This window comes from Glaciecola punicea ACAM 611 (genome assembly GCF_000252165.1).
Taxonomy (GTDB): Bacteria; Pseudomonadota; Gammaproteobacteria; order Enterobacterales; family Alteromonadaceae; genus Glaciecola; species Glaciecola punicea.
Genome location: NZ_BAET01000002.1, coordinates 112,509 through 124,373 on the forward strand (window position 1 = coordinate 112,509; position 11,865 = coordinate 124,373).

At 43.1% G+C, this 11,865-nt stretch carries 13 protein-coding genes and 1 pseudogene; 4 read left to right on the forward strand and 10 right to left on the reverse strand.

Translation table 11 applies throughout. From position 1 onward, the window contains the following. Positions 1 to 10: 10 nt before the first annotated feature. A complete protein-coding gene (locus tag GPUN_RS00515; RefSeq protein ID WP_040519859.1) occupies positions 11 to 649 on the reverse strand; it encodes a hypothetical protein in 639 nt (212 codons plus the stop codon). A 497-nt stretch (positions 650 to 1,146) separates the two neighbouring features. Between GPUN_RS00515 and GPUN_RS00520 the strand changes: the two genes are divergently transcribed. Next, entirely contained in the window at positions 1,147 to 1,569 is a 423-nt protein-coding gene (locus GPUN_RS00520; RefSeq protein WP_006002328.1) for a hypothetical protein, read from the forward strand. A 20-nt stretch (positions 1,570 to 1,589) separates the two neighbouring features. On the opposite strand, the gene GPUN_RS00525 is transcribed toward GPUN_RS00520, so the two are convergent. After that, positions 1,590 to 1,814, reverse strand: coding sequence for a VF530 family protein (locus tag GPUN_RS00525; protein ID WP_006002330.1), 225 nt, complete (start codon positions 1,812 to 1,814; stop codon positions 1,590 to 1,592). Between the two features lie 153 nt (positions 1,815 to 1,967). Between GPUN_RS00525 and GPUN_RS14745 the strand changes: the two are divergent. Next, positions 1,968 to 2,237: pseudogene (locus tag GPUN_RS14745) on the forward strand (protease HtpX); the annotation flags it as partial. Between the two features lie 21 nt (positions 2,238 to 2,258). Here GPUN_RS14745 and GPUN_RS00535 read toward each other — a convergent pair. Next, positions 2,259 to 3,023, reverse strand: coding sequence for a Clp protease/crotonase-like domain-containing protein (locus GPUN_RS00535; protein ID WP_006002333.1), 765 nt, complete (start codon positions 3,021 to 3,023; stop codon positions 2,259 to 2,261). 406 nt (positions 3,024 to 3,429) lie between these two features. Here GPUN_RS00535 and GPUN_RS00540 point away from each other — a divergent pair, with 406 nt between their 5' ends. After that, positions 3,430 to 4,770, forward strand: coding sequence for a multifunctional CCA addition/repair protein (locus GPUN_RS00540; protein WP_006002335.1), 1,341 nt, complete (start codon positions 3,430 to 3,432; stop codon positions 4,768 to 4,770). On the opposite strand, the gene GPUN_RS00545 is transcribed toward GPUN_RS00540, so the two are convergent. The 3 genes from GPUN_RS00545 to trxC are packed head-to-tail and all read right to left on the reverse strand — an operon-like array spanning position 4,707 to position 6,931. Continuing rightward, the gene (locus GPUN_RS00545) at positions 4,707 to 5,855 is read right to left on the reverse strand and encodes a flavin monoamine oxidase family protein (protein ID WP_040519866.1); all 1,149 of its coding nucleotides are present in this window, start codon (positions 5,853 to 5,855) and stop codon (positions 4,707 to 4,709) included. The genes GPUN_RS00540 and GPUN_RS00545 overlap by 64 nt on opposite strands. A gap of 17 nt (positions 5,856 to 5,872) precedes the next feature. Next, the gene (locus GPUN_RS00550) at positions 5,873 to 6,502 is read right to left on the reverse strand and encodes a uracil-DNA glycosylase family protein (protein ID WP_006002336.1); all 630 of its coding nucleotides are present in this window, start codon (positions 6,500 to 6,502) and stop codon (positions 5,873 to 5,875) included. Next, positions 6,503 to 6,931 carry a thioredoxin TrxC gene (gene trxC / locus GPUN_RS00555; RefSeq protein ID WP_006002338.1) on the reverse strand — a complete coding sequence of 143 codons (429 nt, stop codon included), beginning with the start codon at positions 6,929 to 6,931 and terminating at the stop codon, positions 6,503 to 6,505. Between the two features lie 288 nt (positions 6,932 to 7,219). Here trxC and GPUN_RS00560 point away from each other — a divergent pair, with 288 nt between their 5' ends. Continuing rightward, positions 7,220 to 8,737 (forward strand): peptide MFS transporter, encoded by a 1,518-nt coding sequence (locus GPUN_RS00560; protein WP_006002340.1) that lies wholly within the window; start codon positions 7,220 to 7,222, stop codon positions 8,735 to 8,737. Positions 8,738 to 8,822: 85 nt separating this feature from the next. Here GPUN_RS00560 and GPUN_RS00565 read toward each other — a convergent pair whose 3' ends face one another. The 4 genes from GPUN_RS00565 to GPUN_RS00580 all read right to left on the reverse strand — a co-directional run bounded on the left by GPUN_RS00565 (position 8,823) and on the right by GPUN_RS00580 (position 11,287). Then, a complete protein-coding gene (locus GPUN_RS00565; protein ID WP_006002343.1) occupies positions 8,823 to 9,494 on the reverse strand; it encodes a 2OG-Fe(II) oxygenase in 672 nt (223 codons plus the stop codon). 75 nt (positions 9,495 to 9,569) lie between these two features. After that, on the reverse strand, positions 9,570 to 10,610 hold the full coding sequence (locus GPUN_RS00570; RefSeq protein WP_006002345.1) for a class I SAM-dependent methyltransferase: 1,041 nt from the start codon (positions 10,608 to 10,610) through the stop codon (positions 9,570 to 9,572). Positions 10,611 to 10,748: 138 nt separating this feature from the next. Continuing rightward, positions 10,749 to 11,021, reverse strand: a complete 273-nt coding sequence (locus tag GPUN_RS00575) for a type II toxin-antitoxin system RelE/ParE family toxin (RefSeq protein ID WP_006002346.1) — start codon at positions 11,019 to 11,021, stop codon at positions 10,749 to 10,751. A 2-nt stretch (positions 11,022 to 11,023) separates the two neighbouring features. Then, entirely contained in the window at positions 11,024 to 11,287 is a 264-nt protein-coding gene (locus GPUN_RS00580) for a type II toxin-antitoxin system RelB/DinJ family antitoxin (RefSeq protein ID WP_006002348.1), read from the reverse strand. Between the last annotated feature and the right edge of the window lie 578 nt (positions 11,288 to 11,865).

The following is an 11,865-nucleotide window of genomic DNA, read 5'->3' on the forward strand; positions in this document are numbered from 1 at the left end:
TTCAGTATTATTAGCCGCAGGCATAATTGTTGTATTGCTGCCTAAGCCCCTTTAGCATATCAGGATCTTGCGTTTTTGTGATCTCTTGATACAACAGCTTACAAATTATTCGGTCGTTGTCTTTAGGTGCAATGATACCTCTTACAGAAGTTGTAGAACTCTTACCTGAGATGCTAGCGCCTATTCGATTTTGCATTGGCGGTATTTCATCGTTGCCGTTTGTGCCTGCTGCGTTAGCTTCCTCCTGTAAACTGCCCGCAGAGCCGCCGCCTGATTCAGCCAAAGCAGTTTGACCGCTGCCTGCGTCGCTAGCGCCTTGACCCGCTCCACCACCAGACTTGTTTTGCGCTACCGCACTCACGCAGGTACTGTAACTATCAATAGATGCATACAACGAATCGTCAAGCAGTGCAATACGCTCTTCTTTTGTGAGTAAGGCTTGATTTACGTCATCAAGTGCAACTTGCGTGCATTCGTAGGCCGACGTTAACGGTACTGATGTGCTTTGCCACTCGGACAAAGCCGCTAAGGGATAAACGAAAAAAACCATTGCCACCATGCTTTTGTAAGGTCTCATTCGCGACAAAGTATCCACTAGGCGTATAAAAGAAAAGTCAGCAAAAATATTCTTTTTCTGTTTTTTGTACATGCGCTTCAACTTGTAGTAACTACTTTACAATTAGAATAACACAGTCTTAAAAGGTTCAAATGAGTCAATGAGGTTTGTTTGTTCTGTTGTCAAGAATTAATCAGTGTTTTCATTCTCAACATATTGTTTTATAACATTTGCAATTCGTGGGTCTTACTACACATAAGATGCAACGTCATTACCGCTGACACATTGGCTATTTTATATTGCTTAAACACCGCATTTGGGTAATTACTTTGCTGGCGTTTAATTTCAGCTATGTAGCCTGCACATAGGGGTGTCAAGGCGCTTCATTTGTGAAATGTTTCACCAACTTCAGCAGTGCCGAGTCTGTCTTGTCTTGTCTTGTCTTGAAAAAAAAGACACAGGTGTTGCTCAGTATTGCTTGAAAGTATAAACTTAAAGACGGGGCTGTTTGTCGCCACGGTAAACGTTTTGAATTAGAAAAAACCGACACCTACCTTGGTTTTTTATTGGTGGAATACAGGATACTTTACATGATTAATACCAAAATATATAAAGCCGTTTATAGTTTGTCTGAAAAGCTAATGGCAGCGGCTAGTGCGAACAATCAAGACGCCTTTAATGCACTCTATGGTGAACTAGAAACGCTGTGCATGAAAAACGAAAGCACTGATAAAGACCATCCTGAACAGTGGGAAACCCTTGCTGACTTCACTGAAGAATTAAACGATGCATTAATCGTTTATGAAAAGGCACTTGCAAAAGCCAGCGCGATAAATTCAAAAGACCATATGTCCTCTATCGCATATTCCATGGCGACATTGCAGATTGAGTTAGCACAAACTGGCAAGGCGATTAAAAGCCTGCAAAATGCAAAAATCAGTGCTAATAAAATTGCAGACAAAGAGCTAAAGGCAGAAATTGACGAGCTGCTTGAAAAAACACAAAGAGCCTAACACTACTGCCATCAAATATATTATTTGAAGGTATGCACGAACAAACTTTCCACTTTTTCCCGCGCCCATGGTGTCCGCCTTAAAAACTTGAGACTGGATTTAATAGACGGATTTGACTTAAAACAATTAATATTAATGCGCTGAGCTAAGCCTTCCCAGCCATATTTGCCTTGCAGTTTAGTGACTATTTGCTCAAGCGTTACTCCATGCAGTGGATTGTTAGCTTGCTGATTATTATCGCTCATAAAGTTTACCAAATTAATGTGTTGGTTATAACGTGAAATAAATAACCCGTTAAAGAATGTCATGCACACTGTCTGTGCTTATATTTTTTTGTAAATTGTGACTTTTTAAAGCTTCACGCCGTCTTATTATAGCGTATTAATTTAGGAACCTTTATGCTTAGAATTATTCTTTTTTTGGGGACCAACATTGCCATTTTAGCCTTGTTGAGTGTTACCTTTAGTTTATTTGGAATACAAGGCTTATTGGCGCACAACGGCGTTGATCTAAACCTTACATCCTTGCTTATTTTTTCAGCGCTTATTGGCTTTGCAGGTTCTTTTATATCGCTGCTTATTTCAAGGTGGATGGTCAAACGCTTAATGGCTGTGCACGTTATCGAGCAGCCTAGTAACGCCACCGAGCACTGGTTAGTGGAAACGGTGCGCGCTTTACAGTGCAAATATTTACTGCACGCTTACCTCGTATACTTGCCGAAAAAGTGGGTTACTCTGCGGAAGCCAATACCCCCCTTTTACGCTGACATTACTGACGCCAAGTCGGGCAAGAGATTCAAGGCTATAATAAAAACCAAAGTAGTCGTAGGCTTCGTAAATGGCCTGGTAAAGCCCTAGTTGACCATAATAGGGAATGTTTTTATCCATTTGCGGATTTACCCGTGAATACAGTTCATTCTCTAGGTAAATGATATATTGCAGGCGTTCTTGTGGCCCAAATACTTCGCACTTTCCAAATACATTAAGCACTTCGTTTTTAGCGCAGCGTGAATTCGAACGGCGCATTCCCAAATCTTCGCCCTCTTGTTTGACCGAAATAATGGCCTCATAGCCGGCGCGTCCAAAAGTGGCGCCAGGGCTTACCGTCTCAGAATAAGCTTGGCGCATAAGAGAACCGAAATTTGCCTGCTTTGGTCCACCGTGGAAAATCACCAAGGAATTAGGATTGAGTATTTTATTATAAGCCGATAAGAACACATAGTTGGCACAGGAAGAAATGCAAAAATCGATAACTTCTACCGACATTTTGTGTCTGTTAATAAAATTACCTAACAACATGCCGGCGTATAAATCACCGCCTGAACTTCTTATTTTCAAGCGGTCTTTGCGCTGATAGAGCGCAATCACCTGCCTGACCTTTTCGTAGTTTATTTCGCCTGAGTAAATAATTTCACCACTGTCATTTCGACTAACGCCAGATATGCTTTTTTCCAACAGCGAGGAGAAGCCGAAGGTTAATAAGCCCAGCACAAGAAAGAAAAACAGAAAACAGGCAGCTGTTGAGCGTGAGATTTACCTTCTCCAGTGGCTAATTAAGTGAGAATTACTAAACTTATTTTGCTGAAGCCTTGACCGTAAGTTGCGCCTTGCCGACTTTGTACTAATGCGCCTTACCGACTCTGTGCTAAAAAGCTTTATCTTTTGTACTAACATTTTGTAAAACTAGATTGCTAATCGTCATTGAGTTAATTAATAATTAATGTACCGCTAGCTAACAGTCAATACGCTGGTATGCTCTTAGGCACCCTTTTGGTATGTATTTGGCAACCAAAGCACTTGAGTATTCGCTGCTATGAAGCGTACAATCTACGCAAATAAAACGTGATATGAAGCTAATGCTGTGAAACCAGAACAACAAGCATCTTACGAAGCTATAAAGGGTCTTGACAAGGTTTACCTAGTCGGTGGCGCTGTGCGCGATCAATTACTGGGCTTAACATCGCATGACAAGGACTACGTGGTAGTAGGCGTAAGTGCAGCGCAAATGAAAGCTTTAGGTTTCATTCCTGTTGGAAAAGATTTCCCCGTGTTTTTACACCCAGAAACGAAGGACGAATATGCCTTGGCTCGCACCGAACGTAAAGTTGGTGCTGGGTACACCGGGTTTAGCGTAGATGCGAGTCAAACCGTTACTTTAGAAGAAGACTTGGCTAGGCGCGACTTGAGCATAAACGCCATGGCACTTTCGACTAGCGGTGAACTAGTTGACCCCTACAATGGTAAAGACGATCTTGAGCATAAGATCCTTCGCCATACCACAAACGCTTTCACAGAAGACCCTGTGCGAGTACTCCGCCTTGCTCGGTTTTTAGCGCGATACGGTAAACAGTGGCGTATCCATGCTAGCACCAAAAAACTGGTTAAGCAGATGCTGGCGGCAGGCGAACTGCATCATTTAGTGCCCGAGCGCGTGTTTAAAGAGACTGAAAAAGCCCTTAGTGAGCGTGAGCCTCAGCTTTATTTCGAAGCATTAAAAGAGCTTGGCGTATTAAGCGTTTTATTTCCAGAACTACACGATATGGTTAACGTACCACAGCCGCCACAGCATCATCCTGAGGGAGACGTGTTTATTCACACCATGCTGGCAGTGAACCGCGCCGCACAGCTTAACTTTGATTTAGCCACCCGCTTCGCTACCCTTACCCACGACTTTGGTAAAGCAGTCAGCTTTCAAGAAAGGGGGGATTTGCTAGGTCATGAAGGCGCTGGAATTGCAGTAATTGACGCATTTTGCGCACGTTTACGGGTGCCAAATAAGCTCAGAGACTTGGCCAAACTGACCAGTTTGAATCATTTACACTGCCATAGGCTACTTGAACTAACACCTAAAACCTTGCATAAAGTGATTATTGACAGCATGAACGCGCTGAAACAGCCTGAAAGATTTACGCAGTTTTTACAAGCGTGCCAGTGCGACGCTCAAGGGCGCGGACCGACTCTCATTAACAGTCCCTATCCGCAGCGTGAATATGCCCAATATTTGCTTAATGCACTTCAAGGCATCAACACTAAAGCCGTCGTAAAGCAGGCCATAGGGGAAGGCAAAACAGGTCCCGATTTAAGTGAAGCAGTTCGCATTGCTCAGATTCAGTGCATTAAAGAAGCGGCTAGAATATTTCATAACCGACCTTCGAGTTTTAACAAGGCGGCATTAGCCGCAATTAAAGCGCCTTCCAAATAGCCCGCCTCTGCGCTTGCAAACTCACTGCCAGCAAAATATAAATTTTCATTCAATAGCGCAATTTCGCAGGCTTGCATGTCTATTTGGGGGTGTCGTGAGCCTTCTGACTGATCTTGACCGGTGCAGATTTCGGTATCGCTCGCCCAATCTTTTATATAACATTTTTCGAAGCGATACGCATCGTGTCCGAAAATATCAGCAAGTTGTTTAAGGCAAGCTTGTTTTAGCGCCTTTTGCGACAGTTGTAGACGCTGCGTGGCTGGAATACCAATAAATCCGAACAAAGCAAACCCTTGGGTTTGAGAGCAACACGCATCGTGAATTTCAACAATAGGACCAACTTGGCTGAACACTTGTCCCGACAGGCCTTTTTCTCGCCAAAACGGAGTGGGATAAGTTACAAGCACTTTGGCTTGCGCCGCCATCCATGTTTGCGAGTACCCTAGCTGTTGCTGTAGTACATTGTTCATCCAACTAGCTTTGCTAAAATCGCGTGCAATAATGCGCGGCGGCAGTGCAAATATAATATGCTGGCAAGTGATCTGCGACTCTTTAGCGTTAGCAACGAAATTTACACGCCACCTATCACTTTGTTTAGTAACGCTCGTCACTCTATGCTTGGCATGTAAATTTTCAGAATTAATGTTGCTTAATAATGCTCGTATAAGGGAATAGGAGCCGCTTTTGATTCTATATAGAAGCTGAGCCTGTGTGTTAGATATTCTTCTAGGCTCTTTTATGTTTTCGAATTGATACAGCACATCTCCACTGGCATGTTGCTCAAATAAGCAAAGGCCCATACGCATAACGAGTTCTTGCATAAGTAAATGGTGAGGGAAAATCCATGCTGGACCTACATCATAGAATTGAGGAGCAAATACGCCGATTTGCTCGCCGCTTTCTACCACGTCGCCCGATGCACCTTGCACACCCTTGCCCAACGCAACCGGTACCCCTGCCACACGGCCGCCAAATAAAGGCTTGGCGTCGAACAGCTGATAATCTATTCCGCGTGATTCTAGTTGACTCGCGGCGTAAAGCCCTGCTAGGCCTCCGCCTACTATCGCTACATCAGTACTTCGCATGCTATCTCTATACTTTGCTAACTTTTATCTAACAACGACTTTATACGCTGCTGCAACACGGGTATAACTTGATCTTCAAACCACGGGTTCTTTGTCACCCAAATATTGTTGCGTGGACTCGGATGCGGCATAGGTAGTTTCTCAGGCCAGTAATTTTGCCACACTTTAACCGTTTCGCTAAGCGTAGACTGCCTTGCTTTTTGTAAATGCCATGCCTGTGAGTAGGCCCCTATAAGCAGTGTTAACTGAATATTCGGCAATAAAGCTAGAAGGTCGCCGCGCCATATGCTTGCACATTCCTTAGTGGGCGGAAGATCACCCGATTTACCGCGTCCAGGGTAACAAAACCCCATCGGCAGTATTGCAACATGTTGCGGATTAAAAAAATCAGCCTCACTTATTCCCATCCAGCGCCTTAAGCGATCTCCGCTTTTGTCTTGAAACGGCACGCCTAGTTCGTGCGCTACGCTGCCCGGTGCTTGACTGGCAATTAAAATTTTGGCTTGGGCGTGGACTTGCACTATTGGATTTGGACCTAGGGGCAACTTACTCTCGCACACATTACAAATAGCCACTTTTTCTAGTATGCGGCTAAGCTTTTGCTGCGTGCGCGCTATTGCGTATTCACTGGCAGACTTTACCTGCAATTATAATTTATCCACACACTGCACAATAAACTGCTTTAGCTGATGTTCATTAAGCGCCCCCGATATACGCTCAATCTCTACTCCCTTATGGAAAAATATGAGTGTGGGAATTGAACGGATCCGCACTTGTGTGCCTGTTTTCTCAGCGTGTTGAGTGTCTAGTTTGGCAAAGAGTAAATCGGTAGATTCAGCGGCAACCTTTGTAAAGGTCGGCGCCATAGCCTTACACGGGCCGCACCAATCTGCCCAAAAATCAACAATAATAGGCAAGTCATTCTTTTCAATATAGCGATCAAAACTGTCATCATCTAAATTGACCGGCTGACTGCTATACACCGGCTTCTTGCATTTCCCGCAGTTTGCTTCGGCAGTAGTTTTGCCCTGAGGTATTCGGTTTATTGCGGCGCATGATGAACACACTATATGCATATTGTTTCCTTTATATAAATAGCACCATCATTTAAACGATATGTTTTCGGCCCTAGGCTTACGGTACTTTATTTGAGTCCCTGTGTCTTTAAAAGACTGTTTTTTAAGTGCTCATATTTAGTTACTATCTTTGGCGCACTATGGTTTAGATATTTAAATACGCCCTCGGCAACCACTGTAGTGCGAGTTTGCAACAGCGCATAATGAAATTTAACAAACTTGCATGCGCTTGGACTTCGGGTGCATAATGCGCTACTCAGTATAATAAAAATAAAAAGGAAGCATTTAATGCAATCCCCTGATACTGGTCATAGACAAATAGACCGTACTCACGACACTCGATTTTTTGGCCACCCCCTTGGATTATCAACATTAGCTTTTACTGAAATGTGGGAGCGCATGAGTTACTACGGCATGCGCGGGCTTTTAGTTGTGTTTATGGCCCTTGCGGTTCAAGAAGGTGGTTTTGGTCTTACCGAACAATCGGCTAACGCAGTGTATGGCCTTTACACCGGCGCCGTATATTTTACCGGTTTACTTGGCGGCTGGATGGCCGATCGCCTCATTGGCGGGCAAAAAGCGGTTTGGTATGGTGGCATTATCATTATGTTTGGCCATATTTCACTGGCCATACCCGGCACCAATACGTTTTTCTTTGGCCTTATATTGGTTGTATTAGGCACCGGCTTATTAAAGCCAAACATTGGCGCCATGGTGGGTCAACTTTATTCAGATATAGACCAGCGACGTGACAGCGGCTATACGCTTTATTATTTAGGCATAAATATTGGGTCTGCTATTGGCGGAATAGTATGCGGTTATATGCAGATTGAATATGGCTATCACGCTGCTTTTGGTGCCGCGGCCGTGGGCATGGGCATAGGCTTAATACAGTACAAGCTAAGCGCGGCGAATATAACGGCGGTGTTCGACAAACCCACGGTAAAAATGTCGAGCAAAGCGGTAAGGTTAAGCTGGTCTATTATAGCCGGTTTAATGATGGTACTGGCCATTGTGACCGTGCTTGCCATGATAGGATCAATTACGATTAACCCTATTGCAATTACGGGTTACATTGCCACCATCGTTTTTTCTATCTTTATTTTATATTTTGCGGGCATTTTCTTTAAAGGTAATCTTAGCGATTCAGAAAAAAGAAACGTCGGCGCGCTATTTCTGATTTGTATTGCGTCTATCTGCTTTTGGGCTGGCTTTGAGCAAGCGGGCTCTTCGTTTAATTTCTTTGCTGAGAATAATACTGACAGAATGCTTGGCTCTTTTGAAATACCCACGCAGTGGTTTCAGTCACTAAACCCAATATTTATTATTGTTCTATCGCCTTTTTTTGCCGCACTATGGATAAACTTAGCCAAGAGAATGATAGTGCCCAGCTACAGCGTAAAATGCGCCATTGGCCTAATTATTATGTCGACTGGCTTCTTTGTTATGTTCTTTGCCGCGCAGTTTGCCGCTGGCTCAATGAAGGTTGCGCCTTCTTGGTTAGTGGCTACTTACTTTCTGCATACCGTTGGTGAGCTCTGCTTAAGTCCGGTCGCCTTAAGCGCAGTAAGTAAACTTTCACCTAGACGTTTTGCGGGTCAGCTAATGGGCGTATTTATACTTACCTACTCAATTGGCAGCCTTGCAGCTGGCTTACTTGCAGGGCTCGTTAATGCGGGCGATGCGGTAGTGGAACCTTCGGTATATATGAAAGTTGCTTTATTTGGCACTGCTGCAGGCATCATATTATGGTTGTTCTCGTTTAAAACAAGGCAGTGGGAAAAAGTGGAAGGTAAAGAGCTTTAATACTGACTGCGTGAGAACCACTATTAAAAACGAGAAAAGGGTAATGTTAGCGACATTACCCTTTTTTACGCCGGCTTATTATGTATTATAAAGGCGGGTCAACCTGCTCACGCGTACTGGTATTCACCCTAAACCAGCCAGCAATGGAGTAGCGGTCACGCTGCGCTGGTTTAACTTCATGTTCAAACTCTTCGCTTAAAAACAAGACTAGGGTCCCGTATTTTGGCAGTACTTTAATACCTTCAGGATTGCCAGGCTGATTATAAATAACCAGTTCACCGCCCTGCGTGTCTTGCCACTGAGGATTCAAATATGTCACCAGAGACAACACTCTATTAGCTTGACCTTTAAACGCGTCTACATGCTTTTTGTAATAATTGCCTTTAGCATAATGAGAGAAATGGCTTTCAAAAGAAAATAAGCCCATCAATAAATGCCTGTTTAAATATAGCTGTAGTGCTTGCGTCCATTTAAGCCATTCTTGGCCTGCAGGGCTGTCACCGTAAATCCACAAGGTTTTATCGTTGCGTATTTGTGCATTTAACTGCTGATTAGATTCACGCCCAACGCGTGCTAGATTAAATTTGTATTGCGGTAAATTAACGACATGGGTATGTAGAATGTCAGTAAGCCCCAGGGGCAATGCATTCGCTTGGATACTATATCCGTCATTGGCAAGGTCGTTAACAATTTTGGCAAAAAGCGCATCGCTAGAAGCTGCGCTTTTTGTTGGATATTGCTGAAGTAGTAGAGTCACGTTTATTACTACGCATTTTTATTTCGTTTTACGCCTTTTTTAATATTTGTGCAATGTTATTCGGTGTAAGTTGTTTTAAAGCTTACCTTGTGGCACGTCTACGCTGGCTTCATGCTGCAATTGCAACTCGTTCACCGATACAGTGTGTTCACCGTCTGAAATTGACCAGCTCCAAAACTGTTCTTTGCCTACCTGCTCTGTTAAGGGCGACAGGGTAATAGTCAAGCTACGTGAGGGGTTTACCGTAAATGGTGTGGGTAGGGGAAATAAAATTTGGTCCCAATGCGTGGGGATGTCTTTAGGGCCAGTACCAAACTGAATACCGGGGCTTAACTGCGCGCTAAACCAGCCGCATAGTGCGTATATGCTTGTTTTTTCGCTTGGGCTTAGCGTAGCGGTAAATACTCTTGGCCTATCACTTTTTGTGATAGTGTGCATATTAAGAGAGCCCATATCGGCAATACTGTCTAGCAAGCTTTCTGCATCTAAAGCGACCAGATCAGACTGCTGAAAAGGAACATGAGCTATAGGCGAAAAATCTAAGTCGTAGGGTTTGTCTTGCAAAAAATGTAAATCTTCCAGAACATCTTCATCATTCACAAGCCCCACGTGAAGGCTGAGCTGGGCGGGGATCATTACACCGCCTTCAGCCAAGAATCGGTCTCTTACTGTAAGTAAAGGCTCAAGCATTGCCTCATAAAATAAGCAGTGGCCCATCCATTCTGACACTATCACATCTACCTTTTCGTCAAGCCGCAGCGTTTCGTGGTCGTCGTGATAAAAATCAATATTTTTAAAACCGTTTGCAAGGGCTATATTTTGTGCATTTTTAATAAAAGGCGAGCGATCTACCGCGATGACTTTTGCCGCACCGGCGCGCGCTGCAAACATAGATAGCACGGCGCTGCCGCAGCCAAAATCAAGCACCGTGTGCTGAGGCTTCACCACCGCGTTTATCGATTTTTCGTAAGCTTCGGTGCGGATAATATCTTGCAGCATGACTTTGTGCATGGCCACATCGCGATAAGACATGCGGTGTAGGCCACCGCTGCCGTCAGTTTTATTGGCGCTTATATCGGCTTTTGCCATGTCTTTTAAGTGAATAGTTTTCGTCATTGCAGTCTCACGATGTAATTTGAGCCGTATTTTAGCAGGACACGGGCTTTGCATATAGTGTTTCTATGCAAGCTATTAAGCGAAATGAAAGCTTATGCACATTGCCTATAGGAAGTTAACTCAGACGCGATTTTCTCATTAGTTAAATAAATCGCTATGTGAACCAATTCGAGCAAGTTTTAATGTATTAGAATCAACTTTGTAGATTAGCACTAAATCCGGTTTTATGTGGCAGTCCTTGAAGCCTAGCCAATTTCCAGATAAGTTATGGTCCACATATTTAGCGGCTAGAGAATTGCTTTTTTGCAGTTCAGAAATTATTCCACAAACTTCAATCACGTCAGTAATTGGCATTTTAGTAATTTTTTTAAAGTCCTTTTTAAATTGTGACGAATACTCTAAACCACACATACTTAGTGATTATCCAGTTCTTTAATTAATTGATTAATATCAGTTGCAGTATGACCACCGCCGTATTCAAGCTCTTGAATGGCTGCCATGGTATTTAGATTTGCTTGTTTAGTCTTCACCTCAAATGGGATTCCGCCGCTATTGATAACAGCCTTTGCGAACATCTTTATTGCTTGAGAAGGGCTTAAGCCAATCTCGTCACATATATTGATAAACGCTGTTTTAGTTTCTTGGTCAATACGGGTACTTAGCATTTCTGTTTTCATTTACGGAGCCTTTTATTGAATTTGTAATGCAATGTATTACAAAAGATACATTAATACAGACAACTAGACAATCTATCTTAGGTGTCTTGCGTTGAAAAATTGCTATTTCAGACAGAGCACCCGATGAAATTATGGCAGACCTTTTAGTAAAGAGATCAATGAGTGAAAACCTATAGGCTTACAAAGAGTGCTGAAAAAGACTTAGAAAGAATCTAATTTGATGACGCCTCGGTTTTTTATGCACACATGCTGCGCCGAAAGTCCTGTCATTTTATGCACCGCATTCTCTGGACTCAAGACATTTAAAAACGTTTTCATTAAATTTATTGTTCGTAATCATCGCTAACTTTGCAAATCCCATTGGTGACAGACTTCGATTGCAGTTAATCTGAGCCAGAACACGTTCGACTGGCGAAAAAAACCGTTAAAATAACAAATTCGGAACTTATAAGAAACGGCAATCAACCAACAGAACAACTAAGAAAAAATCAATTATACGAACGCTATTCACACCTTGGTAAACGCAACTTTCTGAAATATGGATATAAGGCCGTTGATATAATGAAGTCTAATTCAAT

Coding starts and splice junctions, on each gene's coding strand:
- GPUN_RS00545 (WP_040519866.1), bottom strand. CDS start 5,855: ATGCGAAGTACTGATGTAGCGATAGTAGGCGGAGGCCTAGCAGGGCTT.
- GPUN_RS00570 (WP_006002345.1), bottom strand. CDS start 10,610: ATGACGAAAACTATTCACTTAAAAGACATGGCAAAAGCCGATATAAGC.
- GPUN_RS00515 (WP_040519859.1), bottom strand. CDS start 649: ATGTACAAAAAACAGAAAAAGAATATTTTTGCTGACTTTTCTTTTATA.
- GPUN_RS00525 (WP_006002330.1), bottom strand. CDS start 1,814: ATGAGCGATAATAATCAGCAAGCTAACAATCCACTGCATGGAGTAACG.
- GPUN_RS00580 (WP_006002348.1), bottom strand. CDS start 11,287: ATGAAAACAGAAATGCTAAGTACCCGTATTGACCAAGAAACTAAAACA.
- GPUN_RS00560 (WP_006002340.1), top strand. CDS start 7,220: ATGCAATCCCCTGATACTGGTCATAGACAAATAGACCGTACTCACGAC.
- GPUN_RS00575 (WP_006002346.1), bottom strand. CDS start 11,021: ATGTGTGGTTTAGAGTATTCGTCACAATTTAAAAAGGACTTTAAAAAA.
- GPUN_RS00520 (WP_006002328.1), top strand. CDS start 1,147: ATGATTAATACCAAAATATATAAAGCCGTTTATAGTTTGTCTGAAAAG.
- trxC (WP_006002338.1), bottom strand. CDS start 6,931: ATGCATATAGTGTGTTCATCATGCGCCGCAATAAACCGAATACCTCAG.